The sequence below is a fragment of the Caballeronia sp. LP006 genome (assembly GCF_031450995.1).
Lineage (GTDB): Bacteria > Pseudomonadota > Gammaproteobacteria > Burkholderiales > Burkholderiaceae > Caballeronia.
Genome location: NZ_JARTVW010000005.1, coordinates 904,466 through 922,065 on the forward strand (window position 1 = coordinate 904,466; position 17,600 = coordinate 922,065).

16 protein-coding genes and 1 tRNA gene are annotated in these 17,600 nt (G+C 61.9%); 8 read left to right on the top strand and 9 right to left on the bottom strand.

What is annotated here, in order from left to right:
- Positions 1 to 37: 37 nt before the first annotated feature.
- On the bottom strand, positions 38 to 982 hold the full coding sequence (gene miaA, locus P9250_RS20950) for a tRNA (adenosine(37)-N6)-dimethylallyltransferase MiaA (RefSeq protein ID WP_310394957.1): 945 nt from the start codon (positions 980 to 982) through the stop codon (positions 38 to 40).
- Positions 979 to 2,913 (bottom strand): DNA mismatch repair endonuclease MutL, encoded by a 1,935-nt coding sequence (mutL, locus tag P9250_RS20955; protein ID WP_310394959.1) that lies wholly within the window; start codon positions 2,911 to 2,913, stop codon positions 979 to 981. The genes miaA and mutL overlap by 4 nt, the downstream gene beginning before the upstream one ends.
- Positions 2,914 to 3,106: 193 nt before the next feature.
- Here mutL and P9250_RS20960 point away from each other — a divergent pair, with 193 nt between their 5' ends.
- Complete coding sequence (locus P9250_RS20960; RefSeq protein ID WP_244827087.1) at positions 3,107 to 3,766, top strand: VTT domain-containing protein; 660 nt, start codon at positions 3,107 to 3,109, stop codon at positions 3,764 to 3,766.
- A gap of 77 nt (positions 3,767 to 3,843) precedes the next feature.
- Here the strand turns inward: P9250_RS20960 and P9250_RS20965 are convergent, their stop codons facing one another.
- Positions 3,844 to 4,095, bottom strand: coding sequence for a GlsB/YeaQ/YmgE family stress response membrane protein (locus tag P9250_RS20965; RefSeq protein WP_244827961.1), 252 nt, complete (start codon positions 4,093 to 4,095; stop codon positions 3,844 to 3,846).
- Between the two features lie 382 nt (positions 4,096 to 4,477).
- On the opposite strand from P9250_RS20965, the gene P9250_RS20970 reads away from it, so the two are divergent.
- From P9250_RS20970 to P9250_RS20980, 3 genes are read left to right on the top strand one after another with little or no spacing between them, the layout of a single operon-like run.
- Positions 4,478 to 5,368 (top strand): peptidoglycan DD-metalloendopeptidase family protein, encoded by an 891-nt coding sequence (locus P9250_RS20970; RefSeq protein WP_310394961.1) that lies wholly within the window; start codon positions 4,478 to 4,480, stop codon positions 5,366 to 5,368.
- Positions 5,369 to 5,405: 37 nt separating this feature from the next.
- On the top strand, positions 5,406 to 5,960 hold the full coding sequence (gene bamE / locus P9250_RS20975; RefSeq protein WP_244827089.1) for an outer membrane protein assembly factor BamE: 555 nt from the start codon (positions 5,406 to 5,408) through the stop codon (positions 5,958 to 5,960).
- 15 nt (positions 5,961 to 5,975) lie between these two features.
- On the top strand, positions 5,976 to 6,362 hold the full coding sequence (locus tag P9250_RS20980; RefSeq protein WP_309841481.1) for a hypothetical protein: 387 nt from the start codon (positions 5,976 to 5,978) through the stop codon (positions 6,360 to 6,362).
- A 320-nt stretch (positions 6,363 to 6,682) separates the two neighbouring features.
- On the opposite strand, the gene P9250_RS20985 is transcribed toward P9250_RS20980, so the two are convergent.
- The 6 genes from P9250_RS20985 to P9250_RS21010 all read right to left on the bottom strand — a co-directional run bounded on the left by P9250_RS20985 (position 6,683) and on the right by P9250_RS21010 (position 12,694).
- Complete coding sequence (locus P9250_RS20985; protein WP_310394963.1) at positions 6,683 to 7,162, bottom strand: hypothetical protein; 480 nt, start codon at positions 7,160 to 7,162, stop codon at positions 6,683 to 6,685.
- A 141-nt stretch (positions 7,163 to 7,303) separates the two neighbouring features.
- The gene (locus P9250_RS20990; RefSeq protein ID WP_310394965.1) at positions 7,304 to 7,972 is read right to left on the bottom strand and encodes a glycine zipper 2TM domain-containing protein; all 669 of its coding nucleotides are present in this window, start codon (positions 7,970 to 7,972) and stop codon (positions 7,304 to 7,306) included.
- A gap of 321 nt (positions 7,973 to 8,293) precedes the next feature.
- Positions 8,294 to 8,370 (bottom strand) — tRNA-Met (locus tag P9250_RS20995).
- A gap of 98 nt (positions 8,371 to 8,468) precedes the next feature.
- Complete coding sequence (locus P9250_RS21000) at positions 8,469 to 10,127, bottom strand: MFS transporter (protein WP_244827131.1); 1,659 nt, start codon at positions 10,125 to 10,127, stop codon at positions 8,469 to 8,471.
- 230 nt (positions 10,128 to 10,357) lie between these two features.
- Entirely contained in the window at positions 10,358 to 11,947 is a 1,590-nt protein-coding gene (locus P9250_RS21005) for a sensor histidine kinase N-terminal domain-containing protein (RefSeq protein ID WP_310394967.1), read from the bottom strand.
- Positions 11,948 to 11,953: 6 nt separating this feature from the next.
- Positions 11,954 to 12,694 carry a response regulator transcription factor gene (locus P9250_RS21010; RefSeq protein ID WP_244827133.1) on the bottom strand — a complete coding sequence of 247 codons (741 nt, stop codon included), beginning with the start codon at positions 12,692 to 12,694 and terminating at the stop codon, positions 11,954 to 11,956.
- Positions 12,695 to 12,952: 258 nt separating this feature from the next.
- Between P9250_RS21010 and recA the strand changes: the two genes are divergently transcribed.
- The 4 genes from recA (at position 12,953) to sucC (ending at position 17,502) form a co-directional block, all read left to right on the top strand.
- Positions 12,953 to 14,020 carry a recombinase RecA gene (gene recA / locus P9250_RS21015; RefSeq protein WP_284502972.1) on the top strand — a complete coding sequence of 356 codons (1,068 nt, stop codon included), beginning with the start codon at positions 12,953 to 12,955 and terminating at the stop codon, positions 14,018 to 14,020.
- A 357-nt stretch (positions 14,021 to 14,377) separates the two neighbouring features.
- The gene (gene recX / locus P9250_RS21020; RefSeq protein WP_409014919.1) at positions 14,378 to 15,142 is read left to right on the top strand and encodes a recombination regulator RecX; all 765 of its coding nucleotides are present in this window, start codon (positions 14,378 to 14,380) and stop codon (positions 15,140 to 15,142) included.
- Between the two features lie 491 nt (positions 15,143 to 15,633).
- The gene (locus tag P9250_RS21025; protein WP_310394974.1) at positions 15,634 to 16,239 is read left to right on the top strand and encodes a DUF2889 domain-containing protein; all 606 of its coding nucleotides are present in this window, start codon (positions 15,634 to 15,636) and stop codon (positions 16,237 to 16,239) included.
- A gap of 96 nt (positions 16,240 to 16,335) precedes the next feature.
- Positions 16,336 to 17,502 carry an ADP-forming succinate--CoA ligase subunit beta gene (sucC, locus tag P9250_RS21030; RefSeq protein ID WP_244827136.1) on the top strand — a complete coding sequence of 389 codons (1,167 nt, stop codon included), beginning with the start codon at positions 16,336 to 16,338 and terminating at the stop codon, positions 17,500 to 17,502.
- Positions 17,503 to 17,600: the final 98 nt, after the last annotated feature.

Genomic DNA, 17,600 nt, shown 5'->3' on the forward strand with positions numbered 1-17,600 from the left:
AAGCGAGAACCGGTTCCGCCGCTTTTCTTGACGCCACTCACCCCGCGACCGCTAACACCGTCGCCACCGCCCGCTCCGTTGCATCCCCCGCGCAACAATCCACCACCGCCCGCTCCGGTATCGAACGCAGCCACGTCAACTGCCGCTTGCACAACTGCCTCGTCGCGAAGACGCCCTTATCGCGCATTTCGTCATAGCGTGTCGCGCCGTCGAGATACTCCCATGCTTGCCGATAACCCACGCAACGCATCGACGGCATCGACAGATCGAGGTCGCCACGGGCGCGCAGCCGCTTCACTTCGTCGATGAAACCGTGCGCCAGCATCGCATCGAAGCGTGCCGCGATACGCGCATGCAGCACCGCGCGATCCGAAGGTTCGAGTGCAATCGGCACGAAGCGATACGGCGCATCGCCCGAAGACTCGCGCGGCGCGGCAAGCAGCGCCGACATCGGCTGCCCGGTGAGCATGAACACTTCGAGCGCGCGTTGAATGCGCTGCGAGTCATTCGGCGCGAGACGCGCGGCGGTTTGCGGATCGATTGACGCAAGTCGCGCATGCAACGCCGGCCAGCCGTCGCGCGCGGCATCGGCATCCAGAAGAGCGCGCGTATCGGCATCGGCGGGAGGCAAGTCGTTCAAGCCCTGCGTGAGCGCCTTGAAGTACAGCATCGTGCCGCCGACCAGCAGCGGCACATGCCCGCGCGCGACGATCTCGCCGACGAGCCGCAGCGCATCGCCGCGAAACTGCGCGGCGGAATAGCTCTGTGAGGGATCGATGATATCGATCAGATGATGCGCGGCCAGCGCGCGTTCTTCCGCGTTCGGCTTGGCCGTGCCGATATCCATCTCGCGATAAACCAGCGCCGAATCCACACTGATAATCTCGACCGGCCGCGCCGAGCGCGCGGCAACCGCAAGCGCCGCCGCTGTCTTCCCCGATGCCGTCGGCCCCAATAAACACGCGATGGAACGAGCCGTCATTGTCCGCGCATGAAGAGGCGGTCGAGGTCGGCGAGCGTGAGTTGAAACCACGTCGGCCGGCCGTGATTGCATTGATCGGCGCGTTCGGTTGCTTCCATCTGGCGCAAAAGGCCATTCATTTCATCGAGCGTAAGGCGCCGGTTGGCGCGCACGGCGTGATGGCACGCGAGCGTTCCAAGCAACTCGTGCTGACGCTCGGTGAGCACGCGCGACCCGCCATACGCCTGCAAATCCGCCAGCACGGCGCGCGCAAGCGCTTGCAGATCGGCATCCTTGAGCAGCGCGGGAACTGCGCGAATGGCAATCGATGTCGGCGAGAGCACGGCCAGATCGAAGCCGAGCGCATCGAGCGTGGCGCGCTCCTCCTCGACGATGCCGATCTCGACCGCATCCGCCGTCATCGATACCGGAATGAGAAGCGGCTGCACGGCGATCGCACGATCCGCAAGCGCATTCTTGAACTGCTCGTAGAGAATGCGTTCGTGCGCGGCGTGCATGTCGACGATCACGAGTCCGCGCGCGTTTTGCGCAAGCACGTAGATGCCGTGAATCTGCCCGACGGCGAAGCCGAGCGGCTGGTCATCGGCGTGATCGAGCGGAGCGGGTCGCGGCGCATAAGCCGGCGCGCTTTCGCCGGCCCACGCCACCGAAGGCGACGCCTCGGGCGCGGCGTTGTCCTTGCGGCCGAAGAGCGCGTCGTACAGCGCAAGCGGCTGCGCGACAGGCAAGGTGCCCTGCGTCATGCGCGACTGGCGCATCCATGACGTGCCGTTTTCGCCGCGCATCGGCGCCGTATCGCCGCTGCCCGTGGCGTAAGGCTTTGCGCTGAACGAAGCCGGTCCGGTCGGCGACAACTGCGCCGCATGCCCGCCCGACGTGGTTTCCGGCGACGCGCCCGCTTGCCGCGCGAGCGCGCGCTGCACGGCATGAAACACGTATTGGTGAATCGAGCGCGAATCGCGAAAGCGCACTTCGATCTTCGACGGATGCACGTTCACATCCACCGATTCGGGCGGCAAGTCGAGAAACAGCACATAGGCCGGATAGCGATTGCCATGCAGCACGTCTTCATAGGCCGCGCGCACCGCGTGCGTAAGCAGCTTGTCGCGCACGAAGCGGCCGTTGACGAAGAAATACTGTTGATCGGCGCGTCCGCGACTGGCGGTCGGCAGGCCCGCGCAACCGTAGACGGCGAGCGGCCCGGCGCGTTCATCGAGCGGCAGATGCGCGGTTTCGAACACCTCGCCGAGAATCTTCGCGACGCGCGTCCGCGGATCGCTCGCGTTCCAATGCTCGACGGCCTTGCCGTTGTGCATCACCGAAATGGCGACGTCCGGGCGCGCGAGCGCCATGCGCCGGATCACATCGAGGCAATGCCCGAGTTCGGTCTGTTCGCTCTTGAGGAACTTGCGCCGCGCGGGCGTGTTGAAGTACAGCTCGCGCACTTCCATGGTGGTGCCGACCGTGCCGGCTGCCGGGGAAATGGCGCCCGTTTGCGCGTCGATGCGCGTCGCGTGCGGACAACTCTCGGTGCGGCTCGTGATGAACAACTCCGCGACGGAAGCGATCGAGGCAATTGCCTCGCCGCGAAAGCCGAGCGTGGCGACGGCTTCCAGGTCCGCGAGCGAGCGGATTTTGCTGGTCGCGTGGCGTAAAAGCGCGAGCGGAAGTTCGTTGGGCGGAATGCCGCTGCCGTCATCGGCAATGACGATTCGCTTCACGCCGCCTTCATCGAGCGTGATGCGCAGGGTGCGCGCGCCTGCATCGAGCGCGTTTTCCAGCAGTTCCTTCACGACCGATGCCGGCCGTTCCACCACCTCGCCCGCCGCGATCTGGCTGATGAGCTGGTCGGGAAGCGGCGCGATGGCGCGCGAACCGCGCGCGGCGTCTGCGGTCAATGTGTAGGCGGAGGGATCGTTGAGTTCGGCCATCCCGAATTATAGCGATTCGCATCCGAGCGTCCCGATGCGCGATTTTGGCGGCAAAAGGGCGTCGAGACGGCGTCTGGATGAGCGCTTCCTAATTGAAGGCGCGTTTGCGTTCGGTATCATGGCGCGACCTTCCACGGTTCTTGACGGCGGGCAGATTCCTGTCGCGCCGGGCCATTTTTTTCGAGGAAAGCTTTTGGACACGCTGCTGCAATTTCTAGGGATGATCCTTCACATCGACAAGTCGCTCGGTGTCTTTATCCAGCACTACGGCGCTTGGGTCTATGCGGTGTTGTTCCTTATCGTGTTCTGCGAAACCGGGCTCGTCGTATTCCCGTTCCTGCCGGGCGATTCGCTGTTGTTCATCGGCGGCGCGTTTGCCGCGTCCCACGCGATGGACTTGAGCGCGCTCATCGTGCTGCTGCTCGTGGCGGCTGTTCTGGGGAACACGGTGAATTACTGGATCGGGCGCGCTATCGGCCCGAAGGTGTTCGACACCAACATTCCCGTGCTGGAGCGCTTTCTCGACCGCGCGGCGCTGCAAAAGACCCACAACTTTTATGAGCATCACGGCGGCAAGACTATCGTGATCGCGCGCTTCGTGCCGGTGGTACGGACCTTCGCGCCGTTCGTGGCGGGCGCTTCGTCGATGAATCACACGCGCTTTCAGTTCTTCAATATTCTGGGCGCGCTGGTTTGGGTCCTGTTGCTCGTGCTACTCGGCTACTTCTTCGGCAACATTCCGTTCATTCGGCAGTATTTGAACGTGATCGTGCTGGTGGGAATCGGCGCGGCAGTGGTGCCGATCGCGCTGGGTGCGCTTTGGAAGCTGACGCGGCGGCGCTCGAAGGCGTAAGCCGCAACGGCGATTGCTGCTTCGGGGCACTGAAATCGAGCGAGACGCGTGTTACTGCGCGCCTCGCTCGATGCGTTTTATCCGCGGCGAATCAGGCGGATAAGGAACAGCAGCACGACTGCGCCGATCACGGCCGTCACGAGCGAGCCGAAGATGCCGCCGCCGAACGAGATACCGAGCGTGCCGAACAGCCAGCCGCCGATCAGACCGCCGACCACGCCGACGATAATGTCGACGATCACGCCGAAGCCGCTGCCGTTCATGATGAGACCGGCGAGCCAGCCCGCGACGCCGCCGATGATCAGCCAGAGGATGATTCCGTGTTGCAAGAAATTCATGAGAAAAAACTCCGAGAGATTAGATGATTGCAGGACTGCAGGAAGCTCCTGCTTTCGAGCGCGGTGAATTTAGCCCAAAGAACGGCCACGCGGACCGGCCTGAGTGTCAAGTTTTGTCGATGCCACGGCTCGCGCCAGACACGGCAAGCGCGCCGAAGATAGTGTGTAATTTGATCAAAATTTAGAATGCCGAAACGCCCGGTGCACCGAATGGCCACTTGTGTCGTTTATGTCACGACGGCGGAATTGTTTCGGTAATGTTTTATGCTGGCGGATGTTGATCGTTTCACGTACTGCAACAGGAGCGGCGCGACGCATTGCTGTAATCGGCGCTGTGGGCTTTGAACACGCTGCAAGAGACTAGAACAAGAGAATGAGAACGTTGGTGTCGATGCAAATGGAAGGTTTCAAGCTATTCAGCCGCGCGGGCATCGCGGGGGCAGCGGTCGCGGCAATGCTCGCCGGATGTTCCTCCACACCGCGCACGCCCGCGCCTATCGTCGAGAGTTCGGCGTCGAGCGCGCCGCCTGTCGTTCAGACGACGTCGCCCGCCGTCATTCCCGCGCCGGTCGTGCCGCTCAACGCGCCGCCAGCGGAGCCGGGCTTCTATCGCGTGAAGCCGGGCGACACGCTTTATGGCATCGCGCGAAACTACAAGCAGAAGCCCGACGACCTCGCCAAATGGAACACGCTGCCCGAAAGCAAGCAGGTGAATATCGGACAGTTGTTGCGCGTGGTGCCGCCGGGCGCAGCCGTGGCATCCGCGAGCACGGCGCAAAAGAAAGACATGCCGCCGCTCATTCCCACACCGCAGAAGTCATCGAGCGACAAGACCGAAAAGTCCGTCGTGCAAAAGCCCGCGCCCGAAGCCAGCGAAGAACATGTGAGCGCCGCCAGGGGCACGTTCGTGTGGCCCGCGAAGGGCGAGGTCGTGCGCAAGTTCGGCGCAAGCGGCAACAAGGGAATCGATATCTCCGGCAAGGTCGGGCAACCCGTGAAGGCGGCGGCCGGCGGCAAGGTCGTGTATGCGGGCAGCGGCTTGCGCTCGTATGGGCGCATGATCATCGTGCGGCATGGCAACGATTTTCTGACCGCTTACGCCTATAACGACAAGCTGCTCGTGCACGAAGGCGATATGGTCAAGCAAGGTGCGACCATCGCCGACATGGGCACGGGACCGAGCGGCTCTCCGGAGCTGCATTTCGAAGTACGCAAGTCGGGCGCGGCGGTTGACCCGTTGCCCCTGCTTGGCGCAGGTGGTTGAAGAATGAAGGTTGAAAAATGAAGGTCGAAGGAGAGTGATGGTGAAGAAAGTCATGGGCGCGGCATGTGTCGCGCTGTCATTGCTTGCTGGCTGCGATCAGCAGCAAAGCGAGGATGGGTTGAACAAGCTCAAGGCAATTTTTAATGCCGTGAAGCCCGACAATCTGCTGCTGAAGGATTTGCAGCCTGGCGTCACGACCGAGGCGCAGATTCGCAGTCAGATGGGCGACCCGGAAATCGAACGGACTTTCACCGACGGTTCCAAGCGGCTCGAATATCCGCGCGGCCCGGCGGGAACGAACACCTATTTCGTCGATCTCGACGCCGACGGACTCTTCGTGTCGGTGACGCAGGTTCTGACCGCGGCGAATATCGCGAAGGTAAGGCCCGGCATGACGCAGGATGAAGTGCGCCGGTTGCTTGGCAAGCCGACCACCGTCGCGGAGTATCGACTGAAGCAGGAACGCGTGTGGAGTTGGCACTGGCTCGAAGATGGCGTGAATCGCGACGCCATGTTCAACGCGCATTTCGACCCGAACGGCATCGTGGTGACGACTTCGCGCTCGGAGGCGGAGGGCGGCGGACGTCATTGAGAGGTTGCAGAGGCAATGAACAATCAGAATAACGACAAGAGACGAAACGCCTTGATGAATGACGCCGCGCGCTATCGCGACCGTTATCTGCAAGACGCGAACGATGCGACGCTCACGCTCTGGGCTTGCGACCGTGGTCATCACTGGGACGACGCGGTAGATGCGGCTCAGAACATTCGTTGCATGAACTGCGCGTCGCACCGGCGCGAGGTCGAGATGCAGCGCTTGCATGGCATCGCGCAGATGCGCGGCGGTGCGCTGTTATCGCCGGGCCGTGCCGACATCAAGGCGCCGCCTTCCTGGCGATGCGCGTGGGGACACGTATGGGATGCGGATATCGAATCCGCGCAGCGTTCATGGTGTGCGGAGTGCGGCCGGACGGTGTTCTCGAAGTACCGCTGAGTCGCGCAAAAAAGAAAAGCCGGCGAGTGCCGGCTTTTGAGCTTCTTTGTCGGAGCGATGGCGTGGTTCGCCTGCTACTCGCCGGGCTGTTGGCAAAACCGTGCGCTCGTTATTCGTTACCTGCCTGGCGCGCCTGTGCCTTTACCCACAACTCGGTCGAATGCCGCCCATCTTCTTTGTGGTCCGTTTGCGCTTGAATCGACTTCCCCCGTGCGCAGACACAGTATCGAGGCAACGGTTTTGTATGAGTGTTCGTTCTCGAACACACGCAAGCAAGATGCGTGGCGGATAAACCCTTAACCGTCCGATCGGCTTTTCGACTAAGCCAGTTCTTCGTGTTTGGCCTCGTGACGCAAGTTTGCCGCGACGAGCGATTGCGTGACCATGCGTGCTTCGGCTTGCGCGATGTGTTCGAGCGTCGCGTCTTCGAGCTGGTCGGCATAGATGGCGAGTGCATCGCACAGGTTGGCGTGCGCCGCGTCGTCGAGCGTCCACTCGCCCGTGCCGGTGTGCCGCTCGTCCAGTTCGACGAGCGCTTCGTAGGCTGCGGTGATGTCGTCGGCGTGATCCGTCACGTGACCGAGCTGGCCGAGTTCTTCCGCGATCAGCAGATGCCGGCACAGCGCCATGAAGAGCGGCTTCGAGCCGTGTCCGCGCCGGAAGGCGTCGAGTGCGGCATAGGCTTGAAGCAGCATGGCGTTGGTCATCGGTTCGCGGGCGGCGCGGCTATAGGTCAGCGCGCGCAACAGCGGCGACATGGCAGGACGGCCGGACTTCGTATTCGTCGATTTTTTCTTCACGGAATTCTCCGGAACAGGTTCTTGCTCGCGCACCCGAACCGGCGGGCCGGGACGCTTCGTGCGATGAGCATGGAAACATCATCGCACTCGATAATTAGTGTTGTCTTAAGACGCGTCAGGCTTTGCAAAGGCGCGCCGTTCTCAAGCCGGGCTCAGCGATTCACCCGCCACGCGCACTCGCTCGCCGACCGCGACGCCGGGCGCGCTGTCGTAATTGAAGCTGCGCACGCTGCCATCGTTCATGCGGACTTGCACCTGATACGTCGTCGTCTTGTGGACGACATGTTCGATCTGATTGCCCGCGAGCCCGCCGCCAAGTGCGCCGATGATCGTCGCCGCCGTGCGTCCGCGACCGTTACCGATCTGCGTCCCCGCCAAACCGCCGACGACCGCGCCGCCTATTGCACCGAGACCCGTGGTGGGTTGCGCGGTCTGCACCGCGTTCACCGCCATGACCTGGCCGGCATACGGATCGTACGCCGGTTGGGCTTCGACCGCTGCGGGCGCCGCGACCGCCACGCTATGTGCCGTCGTCGACGCCGGTTTCAAGTGATGCCCGCGAACCGCACGCGGCAATCGATCCGCGTCGCTCCCAGTCAGAGCCGGCGCGCTTGCGGGCGACGCCTTGGCGACTTGCCCATCTACCAGCGGCGAAGCCGTCACGGCCGTCGCGGTGGCTTTCGATGACGGCAGAAGGCCGGTCATCGCGGCCACGCCTGTACCGCAAGCGAGGATCACCGAGACGGCCGCCGCCGCCATGAGCGGATGAATACGCGAGGGCTTTTGATCGAACTGGGGTACGGCGTTCATGGCAGCGTCTCCGTTGAGTGCTTGCAAGGCATTGATGCCTGCTTGCTATAACGCCGCGTTTGCTGCCCGGTGGACGCGTTCGGTGTGACATTTGTAAGCAAACATCTCCGCTTGATTCGAACGAGGAGGCGTTTGAGAAGCGTCGCGTCACTTCGCGGCGGGCAAGTCACGCGTGTCGAGTGTCATGGCGACGAGCGCGTAACCAACGAGATGCGGAAAGGCGCCGGTCATGCATGAAGACAAAAAAACGCTGGCATGCCGGGAAGCGCGCCGAAAGCAAAAAGCCGCTGATCCTTGCGGAACAGCGGCTTCTTTTGATGCTGGTGGCGAATCAGGGATTCGAACCCCGGACCTGCGGATTATGATTCCGTCGCTCTAACCGACTGAGCTAATTCGCCGAAAGAAGCGAGATTATGGCGATAGGTGAAACCGCTGTCAACCCCTGCCGCTCGGTTTATTCAAGCGGCAGGAAAGCGGCAGCAAAGCACCATCGTCATCAATCTTCGTCATAGACATTCGTCTTGCGCGTGTCCTTGACGAACAACATGCCGATCACGAACGTCGCCAGCGCAATCACAATCGGATACCACAAGCCCGAATAAATATCGCCTCTCGCGGCGACGATAGCGAAGGCCGTCGCAGGAAGAAATCCACCGAACCAGCCATTGCCGATGTGATACGGCAGCGACATCGACGTGTAGCGAATCCGCGCCGGGAACATCTCAACCAGCATTGCCGCGATCGGGCCGTAGACCATCGTCACGAAGATCACGAGGATGGTCAAAACGACGATCGCCATTGGCCAGTTGATGAGCGCCGGATCGGCCTTCGCCGGATAGCCCGCGCTCTTCAACGTGCCGGCGAGCGTCTTGTCGAAGGCCGCGCCTTGCGCCTTCGCGTCGGCCGCCTTGCCGTCGTAGGTGTTCACCACCGTTTCGCCCACCTTGATCTGCGCGAGCGTGCCCGCCGGTGCCGCGACGTTCTCGTAGTTGAGACCGGCCTTGGACAGCGCGCTCTTCGCGATATCGCACGACGACGTGAACTTCGACGTGCCCACCGGATTGAACTGGAACGAGCACTCGTCCGGATTGGAGATCACGACAATCGGCGACTTCTGCGTCGCGGCTTCGAGCGTCGGGTTGGTGTAGTGCGCGAGCGCCTTGAAGAGCGGGAAGAAGCTCAACGCGGCGATCAGGCAGCCCGCCATGATGATCGGCTTGCGGCCGATCCGGTCCGACAGCGACCCGAAGAACACGAAGAACGGCGTGCCGATCAAAAGCGCCACCGCGACCATGATATTCGCGCTGGTGCCATCGACCTTGAGGGTTTGCGTGAGAAAGAAGAGCGAGTAGAACTGCCCGGTGTACCACACGACCGCCTGACCCGCCGTCAAACCGAACAGCGCCAGCAACACGATCTTCAGGTTCTTCCATTCGCCGAACGCTTCGGTCAGCGGCGCCTTCGAAGTCTTGCCTTCGGACTTGATGCGCTCGAACACCGGCGATTCATGCAGCTTCATGCGAATCCACACCGACACCGCGAGCAGCAGGATCGACACGAGGAACGGAATGCGCCAGCCCCAGGCACCGAACTGTTCTTCGCCAACCATCGTGCGTACCGCCAAAATCACGATCAGCGAAATGAAAAGGCCAAGCGTCGCCGTGGTCTGGATCCACGCGGTCCATGCGCCGCGCTTGTTGGCCGGTGCGTGCTCCGCGACGTAGGTCGCCGCGCCGCCGTACTCGCCGCCGAGCGCGAGGCCCTGCAGCAAGCGCATCGCGATAAAGATGACCGGCGCCGCAATGCCTATGGTCGCGTAGCCGGGCAGGAAGCCGATCAGAAACGTCGACAAACCCATGATGACGATGGTCACGAGAAACGTGTATTTGCGCCCGACCATATCGCCGAGCCGCCCGAACACGATCGCGCCGAACGGACGCACCGCGAAACCCGCCGCGAAGCCGAGCAGCGTGAAGATGAAGCCAGCGGTCGGATTGACGCCCGAGAAGAACGTCTTGCTGATGTAGATGGCAAGCGAGCCCGCCAGATAAAAGTCGTACCACTCGAACACCGTGCCGAGCGACGAAGCGAAGATGACCTTCCTTTCCTCGCTCGTCATCGGTGCGTGGGAAATGCGCCCCTCAACCGTAGCCATGAATCGTCTCCTGATTTGAATTCGCGTACGTGTCGGAAACGCCCGAGGCGCTCCGGTGCAACGATTATTGGAACGAAAACTTACGGCGTTCTGACTCGCTCGGATGCGTGTTGAATCGGCGCATAAAGTACATCTTCGGCGAACCATCTGCTATTTTCTTTTTATCTCGTTCATTCTTGCGTCAATGCGCGTTTTATGTTGTTTGTCGAGGTGTTGGGCGCTGGGCGGGCTCAGGGTTTGTCCCGCATAGGAAAAACCCGCTGTAAGCTCACGCGAACCAGCGTTCCAGCCAGTCGCGGCGCTTCCTGATACACATGATCTTCGATGACGAGCGTGCCGCCGTGCATCGCCGTGATCTCCTTGACGATGGCGAGACCGAGGCCGCTGCCGTCGCCCTCGCGTCCGAGAATGCGATAGAAACGCTCGAGCACGCGCTCGCGTTCGGCGCTCGGAATGCCAAGTCCGGTGTCTTCCACTTCGAGATGAACGTGACCGAGATCGTGCTCGCCGGTCCGCACACGCACGGTCACGCGTCCGCTCGGAGGCGTGTAGCGGATGGCGTTATCGATCAGATTCGACAGCAATTCACGCAGCATCACCGCGTTGCCCTCTACTTCGACGGGATACGCGGGCTCCTCGTAACCGATATCGATACCCTTCGCGAGCGCCGCCTGCACCCAGTCGCGCACGGCGAGCCGCGCGAGATCGGTCAGTTCGACGTGCGAGAAAATCTGCCCCGTCGCGCGATTTTCCGCGCGCGCCAACGCGAGCAATTGCGTGACGAGCCGCGCCGCGTGCTCGGAACTCGTGGCGATCTGTTCGAGCGAGCGCTGCACTTCCGTCGATACCTCTTGGCGCAACGCAAACTCCGCCTGCATGCGCAGGCCGGCGAGCGGCGTTTTCATCTGATGCGCCGCATCGGCGATAAAGCGCTTCTGAAACTCCATGTTCTGTTCGAGCCGCACGAGCAAATCGTTGAACGACGCCACGAGCGGCGCGATCTCGGGCGGCGCGCGGGCCGCTTCGAGCGGCGAGAGGTCGTCCGGACGCCGCGCGCGAATGTTCGACTGCAGCGCGTGCAGCGGCGCGAGCCCGCGCGAGAGGCCGAACCACACGAGCACGATGGCGAGCGGCAGGATCACGAACTGCGGCAGGATCACGCCTTTGATGATGTCGTTGGCGAGCTGGCTGCGTTTGTCCAGCGTCTCGGCGACCTGCACGAGCACCGGCTGCGTCTCGGCGGGATCGCGTCCCGGTGCGAGACCGGGCACATCGACCGTCGTGTAGGCGACGCGAATGTCGTTGCCGCGCAGGGCGTCGTCGCGAAATTCGACGATGCCCGGCTGCGGACGATCGTCGTCATGCGGCAAGGGCATGTCACGGTCGCCGCCGACCAGTTCGCCGCGCGTGCCGAGCACTTGAAAGAACACGCTGTCGACGTTGTCGGCGCGCAGGAAATCGCGCGTGACATCGGGTAGACGCAGTTCGGCGACGCCGTTCACCGGCTGGATTTGGCGCGCGAGCATGTAGACGTCGGCTTCGAGCGCGCGGTCGAACGGACCGTTGGCAATCGACTTCGCGACCAGATACGTCACCGCGATGCTCATCGGCCAGAGCAGCAGAAGCGGCGCAAGCATCCAGTCGAGAATCTCGCCGAAGAGCGAGCGCGGATGCGTTTCGTTGTCGGGTTCGAGTTCGTCGGGAGGCGCGAACGGGTTGGCGTAGCGCGCGTCGCGCTTGGCGTCGGTGTCGCTTTCGGTGGCGGCGTGGTCGTGTCCGTGCCGGGCTTCGCTTGGTTCGGTGGAAACGGGCGACGCCATGCGCGGCTACTTGTATTGAGGGCTGGCGGGCAGGGAATCGCTCGCCGCGGGTTGGGCAACGGCGCCGTTGTCGACGGTGGCGACGGCTTTTTCCAGCGTGTAGCCGAGCCCGCGCACCGTGATGATGCGCGCGCCGCTCGCTTCGATTTTTTTGCGCAAGCGGTGCACGTACACCTCGATTGCGTTGTTGCTTACTTCTTCACCCCACTCGCACAGATGATTCACGAGCTGTTCCTTCGACACGAGCCGCCCGATGCGCTGGAGCAGCACTTCGAGCACGCCGAGTTCGCGCGCGGACAGGTCTACGACTTGCTCGCCGATATGCGCGACGCGTCCGACCTGGTCGAACGCCAGCGAACCATGCTTCACGACAGTCGGACCGCCACCCGCGCCGCGTCGCGTCAACGCTCGAACGCGCGCTTCGAGCTCGTTGAGCGCGAAGGGTTTGGCCATATAGTCATCGGCGCCGAGGTCGAGTCCCTTCACGCGTTCGTCGACACTGTCGGCCGCCGTCAGGATCAAAACCGGCATCTGCGAATTGCGTGCGCGCAGGCGGCGCAGCACCTCCAGACCGGGCATGAGCGGCAGGCCGAGATCGAGAATCAGGAGGTCGAAAGTTTGCAGCGAAAGGGCGGTATCTGCCTCGACGCCATGCTTCACATGGTCGACGGCGTATCCCGATTGGCGGAGTGATCGAATGAGACCGTCCGCGAGTATGCTGTCGTCTTCGGCAATGAGGATTCGCATCGTGTTGTGCGCCTTCGTGCGCGGCAAAGCGCAGTCATTGCCGACACCGCATTTCGCCCGGCGCGGCGGTCTCCAGGTGTTTTGCGGTTTTTGCGCGGTGCGCGCGGCGTGGAAAAAAGACTGCGTCGCGCGATCGGGCTTGCAAAAACTACTGTTTTTTTATACAGTGTCTGCGGGAGTGCTACAGACGGGCTCGAGTTCGTTTCGAGCTTGCCGGCACCCGCCTCAGACGCCGTTCATCATAGCAAAGGACGATTCATGGAAGAAAGCAAGAAAGGCCCGGCTGGCATGACTGCGGAGAAGGGCAAGGCATTGGCCGCCGCGCTCGCGCAGATCGAAAAGCAATTCGGCAAAGGGTCGATCATGCGGCTCGGCGCAGGCGAGGTGGTGGAAGACATTCAGGTGGTCTCGACAGGGTCGCTCGGTCTGGATATCGCGCTCGGCGTCGGCGGCTTGCCGCGCGGCCGTGTCGTGGAAATCTACGGGCCTGAGTCGTCGGGCAAGACCACACTCACGCTGCAGGTGATCGCCGAGATGCAAAAGGTCGGCGGCACGGCGGCGTTTATCGACGCGGAACACGCGCTCGACGTGCAATACGCGCAGAAGCTCGGCGTGAATGCGCAGGAACTGCTGATCTCGCAGCCGGACACGGGCGAGCAGGCACTGGAAATCGCGGATGCGCTGGTGCGCTCCGGCTCCATCGACATGATCGTCATCGACTCCGTCGCGGCGCTCGTGCCGAAGGCGGAAATCGAAGGCGAAATGGGCGACTCGCTGCCTGGTTTGCAAGCGCGCCTGATGTCGCAAGCGCTGCGCAAGCTAACTGGCACCATCAAGCGTACGAACTGCCTCGTGATCTTCATCAACCAGATCCGCATGAAGATCGGCGTGATGTTCGGCAACCCGGAAACCACCACGGGCGGCAACGCGCTGAAGTTCTATTCGTCGGTGCGCCTGGACATTCGCCGTATTGGTTCCATCAAGAAGAACGACGAAGTCATCGGCAACGAAACGCGCGTGAAGGTCGTGAAGAACAAGGTCTCGCCGCCGTTCCGCGAAGCCATTTTCGACATTCTTTATGGCGAAGGCATTTCGCGTCAGGGCGAGATCATCGACCTGGGCGTGCAGGCCAAGTTGGTCGACAAGGCGGGCGCCTGGTACAGCTATAACGGCGAGCGTATTGGTCAGGGCAAGGACAACGCGCGCGAATTCCTGCGCGAGAACCCGGACATCGCCCGCGAGATCGAGAACAAGATCCGCGAGTCGCTCGGCGTGGCGGCAATGGCTGACGCCGTGGCGCCGGGCGCCACGGTGGCGGACGAGTGAGTTGTCGCTTTATCGTCACATAGTCGTCGTCTCGTTGTTTAGATACTCACTTGGTCACTGACGATGTTGAAGCGCCGGTTCGGATCGAAGGCTGGCAGAACGGACGGAAGGTTCGGGCGGTCTGCTGGTTCTGATGATCCGAACGGCGCGAGTGATCCTCAGTCGCGTGACACTCAGTCGCGCGATTCGGCGAAGGCGTTGCGTGGTGGCTGGCGGCGAGAGTTGCCGGTGAATGCGCGTGATGCTGCTGAGTTGGACGCAAGGGCGGCCGATGTTGATGCTGCTGCTGTCCGGGAAAGTCAGACACCGTCGTCCGAAGATCGCCGGGCGCGTCTGGAGCAAGCCCGCGCGTTGCTGATGCAGGCAGCGTCCATTCGTGAGGGCAACGCACCGTCGAGAAACGCAACCTCCAAGCCGGCAGTGGAAAGGCCGACTCTGGCGACCAACCGTGCGCAGAACGCGTCACCCTTGGCAAGCCGGATTGCCAATCCAAACCAATCATCTGCAATCGACGCCTTCGAAGACGCCGATCCTTTCGAGCCCTTCGAGCAGTGCACGCCGGATGCAGGCGTCAACACAGCATCCGAATCGGTCTACAGCCGTTCAAGTCAACGCGCTCGCAAAACTTCCGCTGCCGAAGTCAAAGATTCCAAGCGTCCGCAACGTTCGCTTAAAGGACGCGCGCTCGCTTACCTGTCTCGTCGGGAATATAGCCGCGCGGAGTTATCGCGCAAGTTGCGTCCCTACGTCGAAGAAGCCGATTCGCTCGAAACACTGCTCGATAGCCTCGAACGCGACGGCTGGCTCTCGAACGAGCGCTTTGTCGAAAGCGTCGTGCATCGAAGAGCGGCGCGCATGGGCGGCAGCCGGATCATCCACGAATTGAAGCGTCATGCAGTGGGAGAGACGCTCATCGGCGAAACTGCCGACAAACTCGCGCAGACCGAAACCGCGCGAGCGCAGTCCGTATGGGAGAGGAAGTACGGCGTCGTACCGGAAACGCCCGCGGAGCGTGCGAAGCAAGCGCGCTTTCTCGCGGCGCGCGGCTTTTCCATGAGCACGATCAGCAAGGTGTTGAAGGGAAGCGACGAAGACTGGACCGACGAAGTCATCGACGATTGATGGCGAACGCCGTCTAGTTCAGTACGGGCGCATTCGAGCGCCATGTGATTGCCCGAGCGCCGCGTGCATACATTTCATGCTTACACGTGCTGGACTCATGGCGAAGCCGCATTCCATCACGACTCGGTTCAAAACCATTCACACGCGAAGCATTAGGTTAATTATTCCATGCTCCACGCGCTTGCCTCGTCGTGCTGGCGGATTTCGACCGCTGAGTAATTTCAGGTTTCGCGCGCATGCAAAGAGTTCGGGCTCATGTTTCCACATCCGCGCGTTGGGCTTCTAGTCCACCAAAGTAAGAAGTGATTTCAAACGACCGCGTGCATGCAAGCTCCGAGGCGGGAAGAAAATCCCGCACCGCGCCGAAGCGTTAATAAGCACAGGCTTCTCAAGCTTTCCCCGCGCACGTTTCTGGTGCCTGAGTCATCCCCGGCTTGAAATACCCAATATGCTAAAATTCCACGGTTTTCCCGTTCCGGCTTTGGTCCAGCATGCCTCTTTCCCCGCCCGTTTCCCGACAATTGCGCCATCGTCGCGCGATTCGGATTGAAGCGTTCGAGCGAGATGACGGCCTTTGGGACATCGAAGCCGTTCTAACCGACGAGAAGACGCGCGACTTTCAACTCGTGACGGGCGTACGGCCATACGGTCAGCCAATCCATGAACTCTGGCTACGCATCACCATCGACCGCGAACTCACTATCGTCGGCGCAGAAGCGTCCTCGGAGTGGGCGCCTTATGCTGGTCTCTGCGCCGAGTCCAATCCCGCTTATCGCTCGCTCATCGGGCTCAATCTCCTCAAGAATTTTCGCCGCGAAGTCAATCAGCGTATTGGCGGCGCGGCTGCTTGCACGCATCTCACCGAGTTGTGCGCCGTCCTGCCGACCGTCGCCATCCAGGGATTCGCGGGTCAGGTCTGGAATACCGAATCGGGTAATCCGTTCGATTCGAAGGACGCAAAGGCAGCATCGGACACACCGCCGTTTCAACTCGGGCGCTGTCACGCATTGCGCTTCGACGGCCCCGCGGTCGAGGAGTACTATCCGCGCTGGTTCGAGCGCGCAGGCACAAGCGACACCAAGCCGCGCGACACCTAGCGCGCACGCGGCGATCAGCATTCAAACAAGAATCGATGAAATCAGCGGTTCAGCAAATCGAAGTTCACTCCAACTCTCAGACTGAAGGAATCACGCATGAAGATTCACGAGTACCAGGGTAAGGAAATCCTGCGGAAATTCGGCGTCGCGGTCCCGCGCGGCAAACCCGTGTTCTCGGTGGATGATGCGGTCAAGGCCGCGGAAGAGCTGGGCGGCCCGGTATGGGTCGTCAAGGCGCAGATTCACGCTGGCGGCCGTGGTAAGGGCGGCGGCGTGAAGGTCGCGAAGTCAATCGATCAGGTCCGCGAATACGCGAACCAGATCCTCGGCATGCAGCTCGTCACGCACCAGACCGGTTCCGAGGGCCAGAAGGTGAACCGTCTTCTGATCGAAGAAGGCGCGGACATCAAGAAGGAACTTTACGTCGGCCTCGTGCTCGACCGCGTTTCGCAAAAGGTCGTCGTGATGGCGTCGAGCGAAGGCGGCATGGACATCGAGGAAGTCGCGGAAAAGACGCCCGAGTTGCTGCACAAGCTGCCGGTCGATCCCGCCACGGGCTTGAAGGACGCCGAAGCGGACGACCTCGCGCGCAAGATCGGCATTCCAGACGCATCGTTGCCGCAAGCACGCACCATTCTGCAGGGTCTCTACAAGGCGTTCTACGAGACGGATGCATCGCTCGCGGAAATCAACCCGCTGATCCTGACCGGCGACGGCAAGGTCATCGCGCTCGACGCCAAATTCAACTTCGACGCGAACGCGCTCTTCCGTCACCCGGAAATCGTCGCGTATCGCGATCTCGACGAAGAAGATCCGGCTGAAGTCGAAGCGTCGAAGTTCGACCTCGCGTACATCTCGCTCGACGGCAACATCGGCTGTCTCGTGAACGGCGCGGGTCTGGCCATGGCCACGATGGACACCATCAAGCTGTTCGGCGGCGAGCCGGCCAACTTCCTGGACGTCGGCGGCGGCGCCACGACCGAGAAGGTAACCGAAGCCTTCAAGCTGATGCTCAAGAATCCGAACCTGAAGGCGATCCTCGTCAACATCTTCGGCGGCATCATGCGCTGCGACGTGATCGCGGAAGGCGTGATGGTCGCGTCGAAGGCCGTGGACCTGAAGGTGCCGCTCGTCGTGCGCATGAAGGGCACGAACGAAGACCTCGGCAAGAAGATGCTCGCGGACTCCGGTCTGCCGATCATCTCCGCCGACAGCATGGAAGAAGCCGCGCAGAAGGTCGTCGCGGCGGCCGAAGGCAAGTAAGCGCGCCCGCTTCCTAGTCTGACAAGAGCGTTCCACCAGACACGAATGGCGGCGCGGGCTTTCCATATGAGAAAGCGTCGCGACGCCAAACGAACAGA